Genomic DNA, 20,036 nt, shown 5'->3' with positions numbered 1-20,036 from the left:
CGCCTCCTCGCTACTTCCACTGCTCGCGGGCAAGGGGAAATCGCCCTTGCCGGATCATGCGGGAGCGTAACCCAGCACTACGGGGCACACCCCTCGGGGGCCGCACCCGTGCAGTGCAGTTTCGGTCACACGGAGCGGCCCCGGCATACTGGGTTCTTCTCCACACGACTCGAAAGGTGTTACGGCGTGTGCGGCCTGGTAGGACTGGTTTGCCCTGGCGAAGACGAGGCACAGCGAGCGCGCTCGGCGGTGGCGGGGGCATTGCGCTGCATGCGGCACCGCGGCCCCGACGAGAGCGGCACCTGGCAGGGCGGTGAGGTCGTCTTCGGCTTCAACCGCCTGTCCATCATCGACATCGAGCACTCGCACCAGCCGCTGCACTGGGGACCCCCCGAGGCGCAGGGCCGGTACGCGATCCTGTTCAACGGAGAGATCTACAACTACCTGGAGCTGCGGGCGGAGCTGACCAAGCAGTTCGGCGCGCAGTTCAACACCGACGGCGACACCGAGACCATCGTGGCGGCCTACCACTACTGGGGCCCGTCGGCGGTGGCGAAGCTGCGCGGCATGTTCGCCTTCCTGATCTGGGACAAGGCGCGGCGCGTGGTCTTCGGCGCGCGCGACCCGTTCGGCATCAAGCCGCTGTACTACGCCGCCGGGCCCGGCGGGGTGGCGTTCTCCAGCGAGAAGAAGTCCGTGCTGGAGCTCGCGCCGGCCATCGGCATCCGGCCGGAGGTCGACAAGAAGGCCCTCCAGCACTACTTCATCCTCCAGTACGTGCCCGAGCCGGAGTCCCTCCACACCCGGGTTCACCGCATCGAGTCAGGCACCTCGTTCACGGTCACGCCGGGTGGCGAGCCGGTGGTCGAGCGGTACTTCCCGGCCACGTTCCGGCCCCGCGCGGTGCGCGGCCAGGCCGACGAGGACCGCCTGTACGACGAGATCACCGAGGCGCTGCGGGACTCGGTGGCCAAGCACATGCGCGCGGACGTGACGGTCGGCTCGTTCCTGTCCGGCGGCATCGACTCGACGGTGGTCGCGGCACTGGCCAAGGAGCACAACCCGGACCTGATCACCTTCACCACCGGCTTCCAGCGGCAGGGCTACTCGGAGATCGACGTGGCCGCCGAGTCGGCCGCCGCGATCGGCGTGAAGCACGTGGTCCGGGCGGTGACGGCACAGGAGATGATGGACGCGCTGCCGCTCATCACCTGGTACCTGGACGACCCGGTGGCCGACCCGGCGCTGGTGCCGCTGTGGTTCATCGCGAGCGAGGCGCGGAAGCACGTGAAGGTCGTGCTGTCGGGCGAGGGCGCGGACGAGCTGTTCGGCGGCTACACGATCTACCGCGAGCCGCTGTCGCTGGCGCCGTTCGACAAGGTGCCGGACGCGCTGCGCAAGGCCATGGGCAAGGTGTCCACGAAGATCCCGCAGGGCGTGCGCGGCAAGGACCTGCTGCGGCGGGGCGCGCTGACCCTGGAGGAGCGCTACTACGGCAACGCCCGCATCTTCATGGACGACCAGCTGCGGCAGGTGCTGCGCACCTACGACCCGGCCGTGTCGCACCGGGACGTGACCGCCCAGCCGTACCGCGAGTCGGCGGACTGGGACCCGGTGACGCGGATGCAGCACGTCGACCTGTTCACCTGGCTGCGCGGCGACATCCTGGTCAAGGCCGACAAGGTGACCATGGCGAACTCGCTGGAGCTGCGGGTGCCGTTCCTGGACAACGAGGTGTTCCGGATCGCCTCGCAGGTGCCCTCGGAGCTCAAGCTCACCCGGGAGACCACCAAGCACGCGCTGCGCCGGGCGATCCGCGACATCGTGCCCGCGCACGTGCTCAACCGGCGCAAGCTGGGCTTCCCGGTGCCGATCCGGCACTGGCTGAAGGACGAGATGCACGACTGGGCGGTGGACCACGTGCGCCAGTCGCAGACCGACCAGTACCTCGACAAGGACGCGGTGCTGCGGGTCATCGAGGAGCACCGGTCGGGCGTGGCGGACAACAGCCGCCGGATCTGGGCGCTGCTGATGTTCATGATCTGGCACGGGATCTTCGTCGAGGGCCGGATCCGCCCGGCCGTGCCGGAGCCGCACTACCCGGTCAAGCTCTGACCCGTTCCGGTGAGGGCCCCGTCGCCGCCGGGGGCTCTCACCGGCAACAGGGCCCGACGGGGGACTACCGCCCAGTAGGGCTGTTGTCAAGCGTTTTTCACGAATACGGTCGTTCGGGTGAGCATCCCTGAGGCGAACACCCTGGCCGAGCTGATCGACGACTGCACCGCGCTCCCGGAGGAGCTGACGGGGACCGGGACGACGACGCCCGAGCCGGGCGCCGCGGCCCCCTGGCGGGTGGACGAGTCGAACTACGCGCAGGTCGTCGACCTGGACGCCTACGTCTGACGGACCCCGGGGGCGTCTGAGCGGGCCCCCTGGACGAACGGAAGGCCCCCGCCGAGGCGGGGGCCTTCTCGCGTCCGGCGACGGATCAGTGGAACGAGTCGCCGCAGGCGCAGGAGCCGCCCGCGTTCGGGTTGTCGATGGTGAAACCCTGCTTCTCGATCGTGTCCACGAAGTCGATCACCGCACCCTCGACGTACGGGGCGCTCATGCGGTCGACGGCGACCTTGAGGCCGCCGAAGTCGCGCAGGGCGTCGCCGTCCAGCGCGCGCTCGTCGAAGAACAGCTGGTAACGCAGCCCCGCACAGCCACCGGGCTGGACGGCGATGCGCAGGTGCATGTCGTCGCGCCCCTCCTGGTCGAGCAGCGCCTTGGCCTTGGCGGCCGCCGAGTCGGTCAGCGTCACACCGTGGGTCGGCGGGGCGTCCGGAGTCGTGGTTGCGTCCTGAGCGGTCGACATGGCTCTCCCTCAGAGGTCCTTTGCGGGCATCTCTACCCGGGCAACACGGGCAGCACCCGCTTTGTTCCGCTACCCATGGTCCCACAGCTGGGTGGAGCGGCGGTGTGACCACTGCCTCGCGACGTGGGCGGCCAGGTCGGCGAGGGTGCCCGCCGGGTCGGCCAGGCTGCGCTCGACCGACCCGGCGTGCTCGGCGACCGCGTGGGCGTCCTGGACGCCGGCCGCCGCCGCCTCCCGCCGGCCGACCGACACCTGCCCGGCGAGCACCACGCACGGCAGCCCGCGCTCGGCCGCGCCCCGGGCCACGGCGGTGACGAGCTTGCCGCGCAGCGACTGCCAGTCGAAGCTCCCCTCCCCCGTGACCACCAGGTCGGCGTGCTCCAGCGCCGCGTCGAGCCTGGTCAGCTCGCGGACCAGGCCCGCGCCGGACACGGTGGTCGCGCCCAGCGCCATCAGCGCCGCGCCGAGGCCGCCGGCGGCGCCCGCGCCGGGCCGGTCGCGCACGTCCGCCAGCTCCGCCATGGCCGCGAGCCGGGCCTCCAGGCGCTTCACCGCCTCGGGTGACGCGCCCTTCTGCGGACCGAACGCGCGCGCCGCGCCGTGCGGGCCGAGCAGCGGGTTCTCCACGTCCGAGGCGGCCACCAGCCGGGCGGTGACGGGGCCGGCGGCGGCGCGCATCCCCTCACCGCCGTCCGTGGTGCCCGAGCCGCCGAGGCCGACCACGACGGTGCGGGCCTCCCGCGCGGCGTTGAGCAGCTCGCCGACGCCCCGGGTGGTGGCGGTCTCGGCGCCGCCCGGTCGCCGGTCGGGCGGGATGAGGTGCAGGCCGCACGCCTGGGCGGACTCCAGGTAGGCGGTGTCCCCGTGCTCCAGCCACCGGGCCTCCACGGGGTCGCCCAGCGGGCCGGTGACGGTGGTCACGCGCATGACGCCGCCGAGCGCGGTGTGCAGCACGTCCACGAAGCCGGGGCCGCCGTCGGCCAGCGGCCGCAGGTGCAGCTCGTCGTCGGGCGCGGTGCGGCGCCAGCCCGCGGCCACGGCGTCGGCGACCTGGCGGGCGGTCAGCGTGCCGCCGAAGCAGTCGGGCGCAATCACAACTCGCACCTCGCGAACAGTACTGATCCGGGCATCTCCTACTCTGGTGAGGTGAGGTTCCTGCGCCGCAACGCCGACGAAGCCGCTGAGACCGCCACCACCGAGGACATCGCCCCGGAGGTGACCGCCGCGGACCCCGGGCGCACGCCCGGGAAGGGTCGGCCCACGCCCAAGCGCCGCGAGGCCGAGGGCAAGCGGCGCGGCCCGGTGCCGCCGCCGCCCCGCACGCAGCGCGAGGCGTTCAAGCGGTCGCGCGGGAGCGGGAGCAAGGTGTCGAAGGAGGAGCGCCGCGCCGCCGCCGTCGAGCGCCGCCAGCGCATGATGGCCGGCGAGGACAAGTACCTCCTGCCGCGCGACCGCGGCCCGGTGAAGGCGTACATCCGGGACGTGGTCGACTCGCGCCGCAACCTCATGGGCCTGTTCATGCCGCTGGCGATCCTGGTGTTCGTCGCGCTGCTCGTGCCGTCACCCGCGATCCAGCAGTACGCCACGCTGCTGACCACGTTCATGCTGCTCGCGATGGTCGTGGAGGGCTTCGTGCTGGGCCGGCTGGTCACCCGGCGGGTGAGGCTGAGGTTCCCGACCGACACCTCGCGCGGCCTGTCGATCGGCTGGTACTCGTTCATCCGGGCCAGCCAGCTCCGCCGCCTCCGCGTGCCGAAGCCGCGCGTGAGGCCGGGCGACAAGGTCTGAGGTCTTCACGGCGGTCGGGGCGGGCATCACCTCCGACACCCGGACGTGTGCAGTCCGTGCCGTGCTCGCCTCCTACCTCGCGAGTGGTGGGCGGGTTCCACCGGGTCAGCCCGAGTTCCGGTTCGTCGGGGCTTGAGGAGGGCGCGGCCGGCCGCGGTGATCCCCAACAGTTAATTAGCTTGCCGAACGAATCCTCATTAGACTTGTCGGCATGGAGTTCCGACGCCTCGGCCGCAGTGGCCTGAACATCAGCGAGATCTCGTACGGCAACTGGCTCACCCACGGTTCCCAGGTCGAGGAGGAGCAGGCCACCGCCTGCGTGCACGCCGCGCTCGACGCGGGCATCACCACCTTCGACACCGCGGACGTCTACGCCAACACCAAGGCCGAGTCCGTGCTGGGCCGCGCGCTGGCCGGGCAGCGCCGCGAGTCGTTGGAGATCTTCACGAAGGTCTTCTGGCCCACGGGCCCCGGCGGCCTCAACGACAAGGGCCTGGGGCGCAAGCACATCGCCGAGTCCATCAACGGCTCGCTCAAGCGGCTCCAGACCGACTACGTCGACCTCTACCAGGCGCACCGGTTCGACCGGACCGTGCCGCTGGAGGAGACCATGCTCGCCTTCGCCGACCTGGTGCGGCAGGGCAAGGTGCTCTACATCGGCGTCTCCGAGTGGAACGCGGAGCAGATCGCCCGGGGCGCGGCGCTGGCCCGTGAGCTGAAGATCCCGTTCATCTCCAACCAGCCGCAGTACTCGATGCTGTGGCGCATCATCGAGTCCCAGGTGGTGCCGACCTCGGAGCGCGAGGGCATCAGCCAGATCGTGTGGTCGCCCATCGCGCAGGGCGTGCTGACCGGCAAGTACCTGCCGGGGCAGCAGCCGCCGCAGGGCTCGCGCGCGACCGACGAGACCGGCTCGAAGTTCATCGCGCGCTTCATGAAGGACGACGTGCTGGAGAAGGTGCAGAAGCTCAAGCCGCTCGCCGACGAGGCCGGGCTGTCGCCGGCCCAGCTCGCGGTGGCCTGGGTGCTCCAGAACCCGAACGTGGCGTCCGCGATCATCGGCGCGTCCCGGCCGGAGCAGGTGCACGAGAACGTGAAGGCCGCCGGTGTGAAGCTGGAGGACGAGCTGCTGGCGAAGATCGACGAGGTGCTGGGCGACTCCGTCGAGACCGACCCGCGCCTGACCATCACGCCGTGACCAGGGGCTAGGACGACGAACGGGCACCCCGCGGGCGAAGGGGGTGCCCGTTCGTCGTCGCTGCTGGTCAGGACCCTGTCGGCGAGGGCTAGCCTGATCGACCATGGCCGACTTCCTCCAGGTGACCACGACCGCCGCCGACCGCGAGGTGGCGGCCCGCCTCGCCCGCTCCGCCGTGGCCGGCCGCCTGGCGGCGAGCGCACAGGTGTCCGGCCCGGTGACGTCGTTCTTCTGGCACCTGGGCGCGCGGGGCGAAGGTGAGGAGTGGCAGGTGACGCTGAAGACCACCGCCGAGCGCTACCCCGCGCTGGAGGCGCACCTGCGGCACGAGCACCCCTGGGACAACCCCGAGGTGACGGCCGTGCCGCTGGCCGCCGCGTCCGAGGACTACCTCGCCTGGCTGCGCGGGACGGTCAGCCCCGAGTAGCGGCCGACAGGGTCGCACAAGCACCGGGGCCGCCGAGGCGTCAGCTGCCCGACCCCAGGACCGGCGCCAGGCGTTGGAGCAGGTAGCCCGCGCACCAGCGCGACTCGGTGTCCTTCGGGTCGACGGCCTCCTTGGCGAGCTTGGCGGCGAGCCTCCTGGGTTCCGGCGCGGTGGTGGGGTCGTCCGCGACCGCCAGGGCGACGTCCCAGGCGCACCGGGTCAGCCGGGAGACCTCTGAAGCCAGGCACAACCGCCGCACCACGGCGTCGGTGTCCAGCACCCGGACGACGACGTCCGCGTTCTCCCGGCCCGGCAGGAACCCCAGGATGCTCACCGCGTTGGCCCTCAGCGTCGAGGTCTCCCCGCTGACGGCCCACCGCCGGAAGTTCTCGACGGCTTTCGACCCCACGACCGGAGCCACGGCCGCGTCGATGGAACTGGACGTAGGTCCCTGCGCGAAGATGTCCGGATCTCCGGCCTCCACCGCCGCCCGGATGTGCCGCAGGTGTTCGGGACCTTCGATCTTCTTCAACCTCGGGTGGTTGATGTCCGGTCGGTACACGCCGACCCCTAGTGCTCGTTCATAAGCCGCCACCACCTCAAGGGTAACCGGGTTCACCCCGGTTTCGACCAGTCCCAGATACGACTTCGAGTAGTTGGTCGCCTGCGCCAATCGGGTGAGCGAGTACCCAGCGTACTCCCTGGCGGCCCTCAGCCGCGCGCCATCCACTTCGAGAACTTGTGGCACAACTCGCTCCTTCTGCCTGCATCCACCCATACCAGACTGCAACACACCTCATACCAGACAGCCCTATGGTCGCACGACCGGATGCCACAGCAGGCCGACCAGACCACACCAGACCCATGACCAGACGCCACCAGCCGGGTCGATCAACTCGACCACCGACTGCAAACCGGTAGGAACAGGATCGGGCCAGCCGTGCTCAGGCATACGGCGGTGGCGCGGATTTAGTGCACCCAAGGAAGGGCTACCGATACATGGTGATGCAGGCGGAAAACGGGGTCGAGCACAGCTCGCGCATTCGGATATACGGCGACGCCGTGTTCAGTTCGCAGATCAACGCCGGCGGCGAGTTCGAAGCGACCTTCGACGACGTGGTGACCCTGACCTTGACGCTCGACGCCGCGGAAAGACTCCATGCCCGACTCGACGGGGCCCTTCCCGACCTGCGCCGGTTCAGCGAAAACACGTAACGAACTCTCGACACCAACCAACCACCGCCATGAGGCAAGCGAAGGTGATATCGATGCCATCAACACGAACAGCGCTCACGACGGAAAAGAACAAGGTCCCCTACATCGCGATGTGGAGCGGGGAAACGGCGGAGGACCCGCGACTGGTCGAACTCCCCGGCGGGGCGGGCATCGCCTACGCGGACGAGATCCTCGGCGACCGCGACAGCCGGGGCGTCCTGTGGGACCGCGCGACGGTCAACCCCGGCCAAGGCACACCCCGGTTCGCGCAGATCCACGTCCACCGCCAACGCCGCGCCATGCGCAAACTCCTGTGCCAGGTCTGCGCCGGACCGGCCGACCAGGACGACCACGGCGTCCTCTGGCTCATCCCCGACCGCACCCGCCACTGGCCGGACTGGCCCGAGGGGATGCTCGTCGCCGAACCACCGATCTGCCGACCCTGCCTGAGCCTGTCGGTCCGCGTCTGCCCCGCCCTGCGCGCGGAGGGCCACCTCGTCATCCGCGCCCGCGAACACCCGACCTACGGCGTCGAGGGCTTCCGCTACCGAACCGGCCCCACCCCCGTCGACCACGGCACCACGTCGTTCACCGACCCGGCCATCCGCCGGACCCCGGCCTCGAAACTGGTCCGCACCCTCCGGCACTGCACCGTCGAAGAACCCCGGGGGCCCTACTCCGCCGGCGCCAGGGACATCGGCCCGTAGACCTCCGACTCGGCCCGCAGCAGCGTCACCTGCGCCACGCCGGCCTCCCGCAACTCCTGCCACACCTCGCCGAACCACTCCTCGGCCTCGCCCTGGTCGGCGAACGCCGCGACCGGGCCGTCGACCTCCCGGCCCTCCACGTCCTGGTACCGCCACCGGTACTCCACAACGACCTCCTCCCCGGATGCCCTGCGGGTAACGTTCCCGGTCAGGCTATGGCCTCGCCGAGCGGATGGGGTGTGGTGTGACGCGTCGGACACTGGTCCTGGGCGGTGCGCGGTCGGGCAAGTCGGCCCACGCCGAGGGGCTGCTCACCGACGCGGTGGTGACCTACGTCGCCACCGCCCGCCGCTACCCCGACGACGCCGACTGGGAGGAGCGGATCGCCCGGCACGTCGCCCGCAGACCGCTCACCTGGACCACGGTGGAGGCGCCCGCGCCCGGCGACCTGCCCGCGCTGCTCACCGCCACCACCCCGGACGACCCGCCGATCCTGGTCGACGACCTGGCCACCTGGCTCACCGGCGTGCTGGACGACGCCGACGCGTGGGAGGGCCGCGGCCTGGCGCGGGCCGAGGCGGGGTGCGACGAGCTGGTACGCGCGGTCGGGCGCACGCGCAGCCGGCTGGTCCTCGTCTCCGCCGAGGTCGGCCTCGGCGTCGTGCCCGGGACCCGCTCTGGCAGGCTCTTCCGCGATCAGCTCGGCTCGCTCAACGCGCGGCTGGCCGAGGTGTGCGACGAGGTGCTGCTGGTCGTCGCCGGGATCCCCCTGCACTTGCGCGAAGCCGGAGGTAGTCGGTGACCATCGAGTTCCCGCCCGTCGAGCCGCCCAGCGGAAACGCGCGCCGCCAGGCGGTGAGCCGCCACGCGGTGCTGACCAAGCCCGTGGGCTCGCTGGGCAGGCTGGAGGAGCTGGGCGCCTGGGTGGCGGCCTGCCAGGGCGAGTGCCCGCCGCGGCCGTTCACCCGGCCCCGCGTGGTGGTGTTCGCCGGTGACCACGGGGTGGCGCGGCACGGCGTGTCCGCCTACCCGAGCGAGGTCACCGGGCAGATGGTGGCCAACTTCCTGGCCGGCGGCGCGGCGGTGAACGTGCTGGCCAACGTGGCGGGCGCGACCGTGCGCGTGGTCGACGTGGCGGTGGACTCCGACACCGCCGTCGGCGACGAGAAGGTGCGGCGCGGCTCCGGGTCGATCGACCGCGAGGACGCGCTGACCCCCGAGGAGGCCGAACGCGCGGTCGAGGTCGGCCGCAAGCTGGTGGACGACGAGGTCGACGGCGGCGCGGACCTGCTCATCGCCGGTGACATGGGCATCGGCAACACGACGCCGGCGGCGGTGCTGATCGCCGCGCTGACCGGGTCGGAGCCGGTGGCCGTGGTCGGCCGGGGCACCGGGGTCGACGACCGGGGCTGGATGCGCAAGACCGCCGCGATCCGGGACGCGCTGCGCCGCGCCCGGCCGGTGATCAACGACCCGGTGGCGCTGCTGGGCCGGTCCTCGGGCGCGGACATCGCCGCGATGGCGGGCTTCCTGGCCCAGGCGGCGGTGCGGAAGACGCCCGTGGTGCTGGACGGCGTGGTGACCGGCGCGGCGGCCGTGGTCGCGGAGGAGCTGGCGCCGGGGGCCCGCGAGTGGTGGGTGGCCGGGCACCTGTCGGCGGAGCCCGCGCACGCGCTGGCGCTCAACCACCTGGGCCTGGAACCGCTGCTGGAGTTCGACATGCGGCTGGGCGAGGGTTCGGGCGCGGTGGCCGCGCTGCCGCTGGTGGTGATGGCCACCCGGGTGCTGGCCGAGATGGCGACCTTCGACAGCGCGGGCATCTCCGGGCCGGCGTGACGAACAGGACGGGCACGACGAGCACGACGCGCGGCACGAGCGCGGCGGCACCCACCCCGAGGCCGGCCTGATGCGCCTGGCGCTGTCGCTGCTCACCGTGCTGCCCGTCCGCGTCGTCGGCGAGGTCGACGCGCGGGCCGCCCGCCGGGCCATCGCCCTCGCCCCCCTGGTGGGCCTCCTGCTCGGCGCGGTCGCCGCGGGCCTGCTGGCCGTGCTGCCGGGCCTGCTCGGCGGCTTCCTCGTGGTCGGCTTCCTCGCGCTGGCCACCCGCGGGATGCACCTCGACGGGCTCGCGGACACCGCCGACGGGCTGGGCTGCTACGGGCCGCCCGAGCGGGCGCTGGCCGTCATGCGCGACGGCGGCGCGGGGCCGTTCGCCGTGGTCGCGCTGGTCGTGGTGCTGGGCGCGGAGGCCGCCGCCCTGCCGGTGGTCGGGTGGGGCGCGGTGGTGCTCGCGGTGACCGCCGGGCGGGCCGCCTTCGCGCTGTGCTGCCTGCGCGGTGTCCCGGCGGCCCGGCCCGAGGGGCTGGGCGCGCTGGTGGCCGGCTCCCAGCCGTGGTGGGTGGCCGCCGGGTGGTGGGTCGCGCTGGCGGTGGGCGGGTTCCTCGTCCACCCGTGGCGCGGCCCGGCCGCGGTCGTGCTCGCGGCCGGGCTCGTGCTGCTGCTGATCGGGCACACGCGCAGGCGCTTCGGCGGGATCACCGGCGACGTGCTCGGCGCGGCCTGCGAGACCGCCACGCTGGTGGTGCTGGCGGTCTGCGCCCTCCAGCCGCTCAGTTGATCTTCGTCATCCAGCCGTGCGGGTCCTCGACCAGGCCCTGCTGGATGCCGGTCAGGTGCCGGCGCAGCTTCATCGACACCTCGCCGGTGCGGCCGCCGGAGATCGAGAACTCGCCGTCCGCGTGCTTGACGTGCCCGACCGGCGTGATCACCGCGGCCGTGCCGCAGGCGAACACCTCGGTCAGCTCGCCGGACTCCGCCTTCTTCTCCCACTCCTCGGTGGAGATCCGGCGCTCCTCGACGCCGTGGCCGAAGTCCCGCGCGAGCCGGAGCAGCGAGTCGCGGGTGATGCCCGGCAGCAGCGAGCCGGTCAGCTCCGGCGTCACCACGCGCGCGTCGTCACCGGAGCCGAGGACGAAGAACAGGTTCATCCCGCCCATCTCCTCGACCCACCGGCGCTCCACCGCGTCCAGCCACACGACCTGGTCGCAGCCCTCCGAGGCGGCCTGCGCCTGCGCCACCAGGGACGCCGCGTAGTTGCCCGCGAACTTGGCCGCGCCGGTGCCGCCGGGGGCCGCGCGGACGTACTCGGTCGAGAGCCACACCGTGACCGGCTTCAGGCCGCCGGTGAAGTACGAGCCGGCGGGCGAGGCGATGAGCACGTAGAGGTACTCCCCCGACGGCCGCACGCCCAGGCCCTTCTCCGTGGCGAACAGGTAGGGCCGCAGGTACAGCGACTCCTCGCCGCCGGACGCGGGCACCCAGCGCTCGTCCGCGGCCAGCAGTTCCCGGAGCGAGCCGAGGAACAGCTCGTCGGGCAGTTCGGGCATCGCCATGCGGCGGGCCGAGGCGCGGAAGCGCTCGGCGTTCGCCCGGGGGCGGAAGGAGGCGACCGAGCCGTCGGGCCGGCGGTACGCCTTGAGCCCTTCGAAGATCGCCTGGCCGTAGTGCAGCACCATGGCCGCCGGGTCCAGCTCCAGCGAGTGGTAGGGCTCGACCGCAGCGTCGTGCCAGCCCTGTTCGCGGTTCCAGCGGATCGTCACCATGTGGTCGGTGAAGTGCTGCCCGAAGCCCGGCTTCGCGAGTACCTCCGCCACGCGTTCCGGGGTCGCCGGCTGCGGGTTGGGGGTCCGGGTAAAAGGCAACGCTGTCGTCATGGCAGCACAGTAGCCGCCCCGTGGACATCGGAAAATCGCCGTCCCGACGCTCGGACGTCCGACCATCCGGTCTGGCTATCGGACGGTCTGCCGGACCCGACCCAGCGCGATCGCGCCGGTACCCAGCGCGAGGGCCGCGCCGGTGATGAACAGCGCCTCGGTCGGCGCGCTCATCGCCAGCAGTACCGACAGCCCGAGACCCAGGCACGCGGTGCGCATGGGCCACGTCCGGTCCTCCTGGAGCAGCACGCGCGCCGAGGCGTTCGTGAAGCCGTAGTAGAACGCCGTGCCGCACGCGCCGACCGCGAGCGCGGTGGCCGGCGTCAGCGCGACCACGCCGAGCGCGGCCGACGCCACGCCCACCACCTCCAGCGGCCAGCTCGCGCGCACCGGGGGCAGGTCGCCGGTCTCGACCAGGCCGACGAGCGTGCGGCGGGCCGAGCCGAGCACGAAGAACAGCGAGGACACCGCGGCCACGGTGGCCCCCACGGCGAGCACGGGCAGCAGCGCGCGGCCGTCGGCGGCGACCAGGGCGTCCCGCAGCGGCGCGGGCGAGAGCGCCAGGCGCGCCGGGCCGAGCTGGCGCAGCAGCGCCGCGCCCACGGCGACGGACACCACCAGCACGACCACCACCAGCGCCGGGATGGCGAAGCGCAGCACGCGGTCGGTGAACACCCGGTCGCCAGGCAGCGGCGCGGTGATCCGCTCGAACCCGGTGAACAGCACGAACAGCAGGGACCCGGCGCTCATCAGGCCCTCGAACCCCGGGCCGCCGGCGGTCCAGACCGGGTTCGCCGGCGGGGCGACCGCGAAGCACACCAGGACCACCAGCGCGAGCGTGCCGAGCACCACCGCGGCGGCGGCCACGCTCGGGCCGGTGCGCCAGCGGAAGCCCGACGCGCCGAGCGCCGCGGTCACCACGAGCAGGCCGACCGCCGCGGCGACCCGGTGGTCGGGGACGACGTAGGCGCCGAACGCGCCGGCCAGCGCGGCGGCCACCCCGGCCCGGCCGACCAGGTGGGCGCTCGCGCCGATGCGCGCGGGCCACGGGCCGAGCTGGTTGCGGATGTAGGCGTAGCCGCCGGGGGCGTCCGGGTAGGCGCGGTACTGGTCGGCGGTGGAGAACGCGCAGCACAGCGCGGTCACCGCGGCGAGGACCAGTGCCACGGGGAACCAGGGGCCCGCCGCGGCCGCGGCGGGGGCGAACCCCGCGAGCACGCCGACCCCCAGGGTCGCGCCGAGGGCGAGCACCACGGCCCCGGCACGGGGCGTGATTGTCACCGGTACACGGTGACATACGGATCAGGTGACGGCTAACCCTCATGCGGTTTACCCCCGAACGTGTTAATTGTTACTCGTTGCTGTCGAAGGTGCGGCCGCCACGTGCAGGAACGAGCCCCCTAGCATTCGACTCGATCTATTCCGCATCCCGACGCACGACCAGGAAGTGCCGGGAGGACCGTCGAGGAGCCGCAGTGACCGCCCCCAAACTCGTCATCACCGACAGTGACCTGAACACCACCGACGTCGACGCCGTCGTGGTGGGCACCATCCAGGGCCCCGAGGGGCTCGTCCTGGCCGGCGGTGCGGAGGCGGTCGACGCCGCGTTCGACGGCGGCGTGCTCGGCGTGCTGGTCGCCCTGGGCGCGACCGGCAGGCAGGACGAGGTCGTGACGCTGCCGACGCTCGGCCGGATCGCCGCACCCGTCGTGGTCGCGGCGGGGCTGGGCAAGCCGGCCGCCGACGGCTCCGTCACCGAGGACCAGGTGCGCCGCGCGTCCGGCGCGGCGGCGCGGGCCCTGGCCGGCAAGAAGCGCGCCGTGACCGCGCTGTCCGCGCTGCACCTCGGCCCGGCCGTCGAGGGCACCGTGCTCGGCGCGTACTCGTTCACCGCCTACAAGTCCGACAAGGGCGACGCCCCGGTCGCGCGGGTGGACCTCGTCGCGCCGGCCCAGGGCCCCGTCCGGGCGCACCGGGCGACGGTCAAGGCGTCCACCGCGATCGCCGAGGCCGTGACCGCCACCCGCGACCTGGTCAACACCCCGCCGAACGACCTGTTCCCGGCCTCGTTCGCCGAGCGCGCCGCCGCGCTGGCCCGGACCGAGGGCCTGGAGGTCGAGGTGCTGGACGAGAAGGCGCTGCGCAAGCAGGGCTTCGGCGGCATCCTCGGCGTCGGCGGCGGGTCGAGCCGCCCGCCGCGCCTGGTCCGCGTCACCTACCGCGGCCCGAAGGCGACCAAGAAGGTCGCGCTGGTCGGCAAGGGCATCACCTTCGACACCGGCGGCATCTCGATCAAGCCCGCGCCGGGCATGGACGAGATGACCTCGGACATGGGCGGCGCGGCGGCCGTGATCGCCACCGTGGTGCTGGCCGCGAAGCTGAAGTTCCCGCTGGAGGTCACCGCGTGGGCGCCGATGGCGGAGAACATGCCGTCCGGCACCGCCTACCGGCCCGGTGACGTGCTGACCATGTACGGCGGCAAGACCGTCGAGGTGCTCAACACCGACGCCGAGGGCAGGCTCATCCTGTCCGACGCGATCGCGCGGGCCTGCGAGGAGGGGCCGGACTACCTGATCGAGACCTCCACGCTGACCGGCGCCCAGGTCGTGTCGCTGGGCAAGCGCACCGCGGGCGTGATGGGCACCGAGGAGTTCCGCGACCGGGTGGCCGCGCTGGGCCGCGCGGTGGGCGAGCAGGCGTGGGCCATGCCGCTGCCGGAGGAGCTGCGCGCCGACCTGGAGTCGCGGGTGGCCGACCTGGCGAACGTGGCCGGGCACCGGTTCGGCGGGATGCTGACCGCCGGGATCTTCCTGCGCGAGTTCGTGGCCGAGGGCGTGACCTGGGCGCACATCGACGTGGCCGGGCCGTCGTTCCACACCGGCGGCCCGTACGGCTACACCACCAAGGGCGGCACGGGCGTGCCGGTGCGCACCCTCGCCGCGGTGCTGGCGGACATCGCCGCGAACGGCTGACCGACCGCGACCGGCCGGCTACCGACCGCCGGCCGGTCGCGCTCAGCCCCGGTTCTCCTTGCGCCGCGAGTACTCGCGCATCCGCTTGGGGTAGCCGACGATGCCCGCGTCGTAGATCGGGATCTTCAGCTTCTTCGCCAACCGCCGCGCGCCGTCCTCGCCGTCGATGCGCCGGCGCGTCCACTCGCCGTCGTGGGCCACCAGCACTACCGTGGTCTCGGTCACGGTCGTCTTCGGCTCGACGTACGCCTCCACCCCCCGGCGTGACGAAGCCCACTGCTCCATGTGGGTGGTGTCGGTGGACGTGGCTGCCCGCAGCACGCCAGGACGCTGCTTCCTGCGAAAACGGTCGAAAAGACCCACCCGGCCACCTCCTGACGGCGTTCCCTCCCACCATCGTGCCGGCGCGGAGGTGAAGCCGGGGGCAAGTCCTCCGAACAGGACACCGCGTCGCCGTTGTCGGCACCGTAGTGACAAGATGGCCAGCACACGCGCGCACCCGCGCGGAGTAAGGCATCAAGCTCTCCAGGGAGATCCCGTGACCGACACCTCCGCCGACCTCGTGATCCTCGGTGGCGGCTCGGGCGGCTACGCCTGCGCGTTCCGCGCCGCGGAGCTCGGCCTGTCCGTCATCCTGGTCGAGAAGGACAAGCTGGGGGGCACCTGCCTGCACCGCGGCTGCATCCCGACCAAGGCGCTGCTGCACGCGGCGGAGGTCGCGGACAACGCCCGCGAGGGTGACCAGTTCGGGGTGAAGTCCTCGCTGGAGGGCATCGACGTCGCGGGCGTGAACTCCTACAAGGACGGTGTGGTCAGCCGTCTCTACAAGGGTCTCCAGGGCCTGGCCAAGGCCAACAAGGTCACCCTGGTCGAGGGCGCCGGCACGTTCGTCGGAGACCGGACCGTCGAGGTCGACGGCAAGCGCTACACGGGCAAGAACGTCGTGCTGGCGACCGGGTCCTACGCCCGCAGCCTGCCCGGCCTGGAGATCGGCGGCCGGGTCATCACGAGTGACCAGGCCCTGAACCTCGACTTCGTGCCCGAGAAGGTCGTGGTGCTCGGCGGCGGCGTCATCGGCGTCGAGTTCGCCAGCGTGTGGTCCTCCTTCGGCGCCGACGTCACCATCGTCGAGGCGCTGCCCCGCCTGGTCCCGGCCGAGGACGAGTACGCGTCCAAGCAGCTGGAGCGCGCGTTCCGCCGCCGCGGCATCAAGTTCAAGACCGGCGTGAAGTTCACCGGCGCCACCCAGAACGACTCGGGTGTGTCGGTCACCCTGGAGTCCGGCGACGTGCTGGAGGCGGACCTGCTGCTGGTCGCCGTCGGCCGCGGCCCCAACACCGCGGGCCACGGCTACGAGGAGGCCGGCGTCGCGATCGAGCGCGGCTTCGTCGTCACCGACGAGCGCCTGAAGACCAGCCTGGACGGCGTCTACGCGGTCGGCGACATCGTGCGCGGCCTCCAGCTCGCGCACCGCGGCTTCCAGCAGGGCATCTTCGTCGCCGAGGAGATCGCCGGGCAGAACCCCAAGGTCATCGACGAGGCGGGCATCCCGCGCGTCACCTACTGCAAGCCCGAGGTCGCCTCGGTGGGCCTGACCGAGGCCGCCGCCAAGGAGAAGTACGGCTCCGCGGAGACGTTCGTCTACGACCTCGCGGGCAACGGCAAGAGCCAGATCCTGAAGACCGCCGGTGGCGTCAAGCTCGTGAAGGCGCCCGATGGCCCGGTGGTCGGTGTCACCATGGTCGGCGAGCGGGTCGGCGAGCTGATCGGTGAAGCCCAGCTGATCTACAGCTGGGAGGCGTACCCCGAGGACGTGGCGCCGTTGATCCACGCCCACCCGACCCAGACTGAAGCCCTCGGCGAAGCCTTCCTCGCCTTGGCCGGCAAGCCGCTGCACGTGCACGGCTGACCGTCGCACCCCAGTCAGCCGAACTTCGACCCACGCACGAGGAGTCAGCGAACGATGGCCTTCTCCGTCCAAATGCCCGCACTCGGCGAGAGCGTCACCGAGGGCACGGTCACCCGCTGGTTGAAGCAGGAGGGTGACCGCGTCGAGGTCGACGAGCCGTTGCTGGAGGTGTCCACCGACAAGGTCGACACCGAGATCCCCTCCCCGGCGGCGGGCGTGCTCCAGAAGATCGTCGCCCAGGAGGACGAGACCGTCGAGGTCGGCGCCGAGCTCGCCGTCATCGGCGACGGCTCGGACGCCGGTTCCGACGACTCGACCTCCGGCGGCGGCGCCGCGCCCGCCGAGGAGGCCCAGCCGGAGCCGCAGTCCACCCCGGACCCCGAGCCGGAAGAGGCCCCCCGGCAGGAGGAGGCCCCGAAGCAGTCCGGCGGTTCCTCCGACGGCACCCCGGTGACCATGCCCGCCCTGGGCGAGAGCGTCACCGAGGGCACCGTGACCCGCTGGCTGAAGTCCGTCGGCGACTCCGTCGAGATCGACGAGCCGCTGCTGGAGGTGTCCACCGACAAGGTCGACACCGAGATCCCCTCCCCGGTGGCCGGCACCCTGCTGGAGATCAGCGCCGGCGAGGACGAGACCGTCGAGGTCGGCGGGCAGCTCGCGGTGATCGGCTCGGGCTCCCCCGCCGCCGAGACCCCCGAGCCCGAGCCGAAGCGGGAGGAGCCGAAGCAGCAGGAGGCGGCTCCCCAGCAGCAGGCGGCTCCCCAGCAGCAGGCCCCCCAGCCCCCCGCCCCCCGGCAGGAGCAGGAGAAGGCCCCCGCCCAGCAGGAGCCGAAGCAGGAGGAGTCGGCCAACGGCGCCCCGTACGTGACGCCGCTGGTGCGCAAGCTGGCCTCGGAGCACGACATCGACCTGGCCTCGCTGAAGGGCACCGGCGTCGGCGGCCGCATCCGCAAGCAGGACGTGCTGGCCGCCGTCGAGGCCAAGAAGGCCCCCGAGCCCGCCCCCCAGAAGGCCCAGGCACCGGCCGCCTCCGCCCCGGCGCAGCGCGTCGCCACCCCGGCCCCCGACACCAGCGGCAAGCGCGGCACCGTGCAGAAGCTGCCCCGCCTGCGGCAGATCGTGGCCCAGCGCACCCGCGAGTCGCTCCAGGTCTCGGCGCAGCTCACCCAGGTGTTCGAGGTGGACGTCACCAAGATCGCCCGGCTGCGCAACCGGGCCAAGGCCGCGTTCGAGCAGCGCGAGGGCGCCAAGCTCACGTTCCTGCCGTTCTTCGCCAAGGCGGCGGTGGAGGCGCTCAAGCAGCACCCGGTGCTGAACGCCTCCATCGACGAGGAGAAGAAGGAGGTCGTCTACCACGGCGCCGAGCACCTGGGCATCGCGATCGACACCGAGCGGGGCCTGCTGAACGCGGTCATCGCCAACGCGGGCGACCTCAACCTGGCGGGCCTGTCGCACAAGATCGGCGACTTGGCCTCGCGGGCGCGCGCGAACAAGTTGACGCCGGACGAGCTGACCGGCGGCACCTTCTCGCTGACCAACCTGGGCAGCAACGGCGCCCTGTTCGACACCCCGATCATCCAGCAGCCGCAGGTCGGCATCCTGGGCGTCGGCGTGGTGAAGAAGCGCCCCGTCGTGATCACCGACGAGAGCGGCGACGACACCATCGCCATCCGCTCCATGACCTACCTGGCGCTGACCTACGACCACCGCCTGGTGGACGGAGCCGACGCCGGCCGCTTCCTCACCACCGTCAAGAACCGCCTGGAAGAAGGCGCCTTCGAGGCCGACCTCGGCCTCTGACACCACACACGCCCAGAGGCCGCCCCCCACACCAGGGGGGCGGCCTCGCCTTTTCACCACCCCCGCGCCAGCGCACACCCTCCCTGAGCTCGTGTCCTCCCGTATGGCCTGGGCGCAGCCCTACCGCGCTTGTCAAGGGGTCCGCACGCCCTTCGCGGACCCCTTGACAAGCGCGGTTGCCTCAGGCAGGCCATACGGGAGGACACGAGCGGACGCCCTTCCCCCGGCGGCCTGCCCAGCGGCGAGCGACCGCTCTTGCCCTTCCGCTCTTGCCCTTCCGCTCTTGCCCTTCCGCTCTTGCCCCTTCGCCCGTGAACCACGCGAACGCAGAACTCACCAGCCCTGAACGTTCGACACGGTGGTCCCGAACGCGCGACTCGCGGACCTGAACGTGCAACTCGGGGGTCCTGAACGTACGACACGCCCGACCTGGACGTACGACTCGCGGGTGGGAGCGCTCCCGGAATTGGGGGGCGGGCGGGCGTGGCGCGGGTGACACCCGACCCGCTGTGCAACCGGGCGGGCACTGAGAGACGATCAACCCATGCGTGTCGTGGTGGCGGGTTCCTCGGGTCTGATCGGCACCAGCCTGGTGGCCGCCTTGCGCGGCGCCGGGCACGAGGTGCTGCGGCTGGTCCGCCGACCTCCCGCGGCCCCGGACGAGCGCGGCTGGGACCCGCCCGCCGGGCGCATCGACCCGGGCACCTTCGACGGCGTCGACGCGGTGGTCAACCTGTGCGGCGCGGGCGTGGCCGACAAGCGCTGGAACGACGCCCGCAAGCAGGTCCTCCTGGACAGCCGCACCGTGCCCACCGAGGTCCTGGCCGCCGCCGTGGCCGAGCACGGCGTCCCCGCCCTCGTGAACTCCAGCGCCGTGGGCTACTACGGCGACACCGGGGACGAGCTGGTCGACGAGACGACCCCCTCCGGCACCGGCTTCCTCGCCGACCTGTGCCGCCGCTGGGAGGCCGCCACCGCACCGGCCGAGAACGCCGCCCGCGTCGCCACCCTCCGCACCGGCCTGGTGATCAGCCCCTCCGGCGGCCTGTTCGGCCGCATCAGGCCGCTGTTCTCCCTCTTCCTGGGCGGTCGCCTGGGCAACGGCCGCCAGTACATGCCGTGGATCTCGCTGGACGACGCGATCGCGGGGATCAGGTTCGTGGTGGAGCACGACGTCCGGGGCCCGGTGAACCTCACCGCGCCCAGCCCCGTCACCAACGCCGAGTTCACCCGCACCCTCGGGCACGCGCTGAACCGCCCCACCCCCTGGGTGGCCCCGCCGTTCGCGCTCAAGCTCGCCCTCGGCCAACTCGCCGAGGAGGGCCTCCTGGCCGGCCAGCGCGCCGTGCCCCGCGTCCTGGAACAGCACGGCTTCCAGTTCCTGCACCCCGCCCTGGGTGGCGCCGTGGCAACGGCCGCCCACCGGCAGGTGGGCAACTAGGCGGAC

The 20,036-nt window shown here is 72.5% G+C and carries 21 protein-coding genes and 1 pseudogene; 14 read left to right on the top strand and 8 right to left on the bottom strand.

What is annotated here, in order from left to right:
• The first annotated feature begins 186 nt into the window (after positions 1–186).
• Positions 187–2,115, top strand: coding sequence for an asparagine synthase (glutamine-hydrolyzing) (asnB, locus tag ACFP3R_RS13965; protein WP_380636211.1), 1,929 nt, complete (start codon positions 187–189; stop codon positions 2,113–2,115).
• A gap of 117 nt (positions 2,116–2,232) precedes the next feature.
• Positions 2,233–2,403, top strand: a complete 171-nt coding sequence (locus ACFP3R_RS13960; RefSeq protein WP_380636209.1) for a hypothetical protein — start codon at positions 2,233–2,235, stop codon at positions 2,401–2,403.
• 85 nt (positions 2,404–2,488) lie between these two features.
• Here ACFP3R_RS13960 and ACFP3R_RS13955 read toward each other — a convergent pair whose 3' ends face one another.
• Both ACFP3R_RS13955 and ACFP3R_RS13950 read right to left on the bottom strand, forming a co-directional pair.
• Entirely contained in the window at positions 2,489–2,860 is a 372-nt protein-coding gene (locus ACFP3R_RS13955; protein ID WP_380636206.1) for a HesB/IscA family protein, read from the bottom strand.
• 69 nt (positions 2,861–2,929) lie between these two features.
• Positions 2,930–3,964 carry a glycerate kinase family protein gene (locus ACFP3R_RS13950; RefSeq protein WP_380636204.1) on the bottom strand — a complete coding sequence of 345 codons (1,035 nt, stop codon included), beginning with the start codon at positions 3,962–3,964 and terminating at the stop codon, positions 2,930–2,932.
• 42 nt (positions 3,965–4,006) lie between these two features.
• Between ACFP3R_RS13950 and ACFP3R_RS13945 the strand changes: the two genes are divergently transcribed.
• The 3 genes from ACFP3R_RS13945 (at position 4,007) to cutA (ending at position 6,273) form a co-directional block, all read left to right on the top strand.
• On the top strand, positions 4,007–4,648 hold the full coding sequence (locus ACFP3R_RS13945) for a DUF3043 domain-containing protein (protein WP_380636201.1): 642 nt from the start codon (positions 4,007–4,009) through the stop codon (positions 4,646–4,648).
• Between the two features lie 211 nt (positions 4,649–4,859).
• The gene (locus tag ACFP3R_RS13940) at positions 4,860–5,846 is read left to right on the top strand and encodes an aldo/keto reductase family protein (RefSeq protein ID WP_380636199.1); all 987 of its coding nucleotides are present in this window, start codon (positions 4,860–4,862) and stop codon (positions 5,844–5,846) included.
• 103 nt (positions 5,847–5,949) lie between these two features.
• Positions 5,950–6,273 carry a divalent-cation tolerance protein CutA gene (gene cutA, locus ACFP3R_RS13935; RefSeq protein ID WP_380636198.1) on the top strand — a complete coding sequence of 108 codons (324 nt, stop codon included), beginning with the start codon at positions 5,950–5,952 and terminating at the stop codon, positions 6,271–6,273.
• A gap of 40 nt (positions 6,274–6,313) precedes the next feature.
• Here cutA and ACFP3R_RS13930 read toward each other — a convergent pair whose 3' ends face one another.
• Positions 6,314–6,835, bottom strand: coding sequence for an XRE family transcriptional regulator (locus ACFP3R_RS13930; RefSeq protein WP_380636480.1), 522 nt, complete (start codon positions 6,833–6,835; stop codon positions 6,314–6,316).
• Between the two features lie 12 nt (positions 6,836–6,847).
• Positions 6,848–7,051 (bottom strand): annotated as a pseudogene (locus tag ACFP3R_RS13925) (helix-turn-helix domain-containing protein); the annotation flags it as partial.
• A gap of 221 nt (positions 7,052–7,272) precedes the next feature.
• Between ACFP3R_RS13925 and ACFP3R_RS13920 the strand changes: the two are divergent.
• Both ACFP3R_RS13920 and ACFP3R_RS13915 read left to right on the top strand, forming a co-directional pair.
• A complete protein-coding gene (locus tag ACFP3R_RS13920; RefSeq protein ID WP_380636197.1) occupies positions 7,273–7,488 on the top strand; it encodes a hypothetical protein in 216 nt (71 codons plus the stop codon).
• 53 nt (positions 7,489–7,541) lie between these two features.
• Entirely contained in the window at positions 7,542–8,195 is a 654-nt protein-coding gene (locus ACFP3R_RS13915) for a hypothetical protein (protein ID WP_380636196.1), read from the top strand.
• Here ACFP3R_RS13915 and ACFP3R_RS13910 read toward each other — a convergent pair.
• Positions 8,162–8,362 (bottom strand): hypothetical protein, encoded by a 201-nt coding sequence (locus tag ACFP3R_RS13910; protein WP_380636194.1) that lies wholly within the window; start codon positions 8,360–8,362, stop codon positions 8,162–8,164. The genes ACFP3R_RS13915 and ACFP3R_RS13910 overlap by 34 nt on opposite strands.
• A gap of 77 nt (positions 8,363–8,439) precedes the next feature.
• Between ACFP3R_RS13910 and cobU the strand changes: the two genes are divergently transcribed.
• The 3 genes from cobU (at position 8,440) to ACFP3R_RS13895 (ending at position 10,812) form a co-directional block, all read left to right on the top strand.
• Positions 8,440–8,997, top strand: a complete 558-nt coding sequence (gene cobU, locus ACFP3R_RS13905; RefSeq protein ID WP_380636193.1) for a bifunctional adenosylcobinamide kinase/adenosylcobinamide-phosphate guanylyltransferase — start codon at positions 8,440–8,442, stop codon at positions 8,995–8,997.
• Complete coding sequence (cobT, locus tag ACFP3R_RS13900) at positions 8,994–10,031, top strand: nicotinate-nucleotide--dimethylbenzimidazole phosphoribosyltransferase (protein ID WP_380636191.1); 1,038 nt, start codon at positions 8,994–8,996, stop codon at positions 10,029–10,031. Before cobU ends, cobT begins: the two co-directional genes overlap by 4 nt.
• 70 nt (positions 10,032–10,101) lie before the next feature.
• Positions 10,102–10,812, top strand: a complete 711-nt coding sequence (locus ACFP3R_RS13895; RefSeq protein ID WP_380636189.1) for an adenosylcobinamide-GDP ribazoletransferase — start codon at positions 10,102–10,104, stop codon at positions 10,810–10,812.
• Here the strand turns inward: ACFP3R_RS13895 and ACFP3R_RS13890 are convergent.
• Together ACFP3R_RS13890 and ACFP3R_RS13885 are read right to left on the bottom strand one after the other, a co-directional pair.
• Entirely contained in the window at positions 10,805–11,908 is a 1,104-nt protein-coding gene (locus ACFP3R_RS13890) for a branched-chain amino acid aminotransferase (RefSeq protein WP_380636188.1), read from the bottom strand. The genes ACFP3R_RS13895 and ACFP3R_RS13890 overlap by 8 nt on opposite strands.
• A gap of 75 nt (positions 11,909–11,983) precedes the next feature.
• The gene (locus ACFP3R_RS13885) at positions 11,984–13,189 is read right to left on the bottom strand and encodes an APC family permease (RefSeq protein WP_380636187.1); all 1,206 of its coding nucleotides are present in this window, start codon (positions 13,187–13,189) and stop codon (positions 11,984–11,986) included.
• A gap of 194 nt (positions 13,190–13,383) precedes the next feature.
• Here ACFP3R_RS13885 and ACFP3R_RS13880 point away from each other — a divergent pair, with 194 nt between their 5' ends.
• Positions 13,384–14,880: a leucyl aminopeptidase gene (locus ACFP3R_RS13880; RefSeq protein WP_380636186.1), complete on the top strand. Its 1,497-nt coding sequence runs from the start codon at positions 13,384–13,386 to the stop codon at positions 14,878–14,880.
• A 42-nt stretch (positions 14,881–14,922) separates the two neighbouring features.
• On the opposite strand, the gene ACFP3R_RS13875 is transcribed toward ACFP3R_RS13880, so the two are convergent.
• Entirely contained in the window at positions 14,923–15,243 is a 321-nt protein-coding gene (locus ACFP3R_RS13875; protein WP_380636185.1) for an oxidoreductase, read from the bottom strand.
• 175 nt (positions 15,244–15,418) lie between these two features.
• Between ACFP3R_RS13875 and lpdA the strand changes: the two genes are divergently transcribed.
• The 3 genes from lpdA to ACFP3R_RS13860 all read left to right on the top strand — a co-directional run bounded on the left by lpdA (position 15,419) and on the right by ACFP3R_RS13860 (position 20,030).
• Positions 15,419–16,789, top strand: a complete 1,371-nt coding sequence (gene lpdA, locus ACFP3R_RS13870; protein WP_380636183.1) for a dihydrolipoyl dehydrogenase — start codon at positions 15,419–15,421, stop codon at positions 16,787–16,789.
• Between the two features lie 54 nt (positions 16,790–16,843).
• Positions 16,844–18,589 (top strand): 2-oxoglutarate dehydrogenase, E2 component, dihydrolipoamide succinyltransferase, encoded by a 1,746-nt coding sequence (gene sucB, locus ACFP3R_RS13865; protein WP_380636181.1) that lies wholly within the window; start codon positions 16,844–16,846, stop codon positions 18,587–18,589.
• A 544-nt stretch (positions 18,590–19,133) separates the two neighbouring features.
• Entirely contained in the window at positions 19,134–20,030 is an 897-nt protein-coding gene (locus ACFP3R_RS13860; protein WP_380636179.1) for a TIGR01777 family oxidoreductase, read from the top strand.
• The last annotated feature ends 6 nt before the right edge of the window (positions 20,031–20,036 follow it).

This window comes from Saccharothrix lopnurensis, from assembly GCF_042658445.1.
GTDB lineage: Bacteria > Actinomycetota > Actinomycetes > Mycobacteriales > Pseudonocardiaceae > Actinosynnema > Actinosynnema lopnurensis.
This window is presented reverse-complemented; position numbering and strand designations above follow the sequence as displayed.

Excerpts from the sequence above, each read along its gene's own strand:
- ACFP3R_RS13955 (WP_380636206.1), bottom strand. The coding sequence starts at position 2,860 with ATGTCGACCGCTCAGGACGCAACCACGACTCCGGACGCCCCGCCGACC.
- ACFP3R_RS13940 (WP_380636199.1), top strand. The coding sequence starts at position 4,860 with ATGGAGTTCCGACGCCTCGGCCGCAGTGGCCTGAACATCAGCGAGATC.
- cutA (WP_380636198.1), top strand. The coding sequence starts at position 5,950 with ATGGCCGACTTCCTCCAGGTGACCACGACCGCCGCCGACCGCGAGGTG.
- ACFP3R_RS13920 (WP_380636197.1), top strand. The coding sequence starts at position 7,273 with ATGGTGATGCAGGCGGAAAACGGGGTCGAGCACAGCTCGCGCATTCGG.
- ACFP3R_RS13915 (WP_380636196.1), top strand. The coding sequence starts at position 7,542 with ATGCCATCAACACGAACAGCGCTCACGACGGAAAAGAACAAGGTCCCC.
- ACFP3R_RS13895 (WP_380636189.1), top strand. The coding sequence starts at position 10,102 with ATGCGCCTGGCGCTGTCGCTGCTCACCGTGCTGCCCGTCCGCGTCGTC.
- ACFP3R_RS13890 (WP_380636188.1), bottom strand. The coding sequence starts at position 11,908 with ATGACGACAGCGTTGCCTTTTACCCGGACCCCCAACCCGCAGCCGGCG.
- sucB (WP_380636181.1), top strand. The coding sequence starts at position 16,844 with ATGGCCTTCTCCGTCCAAATGCCCGCACTCGGCGAGAGCGTCACCGAG.
- ACFP3R_RS13860 (WP_380636179.1), top strand. The coding sequence starts at position 19,134 with ATGCGTGTCGTGGTGGCGGGTTCCTCGGGTCTGATCGGCACCAGCCTG.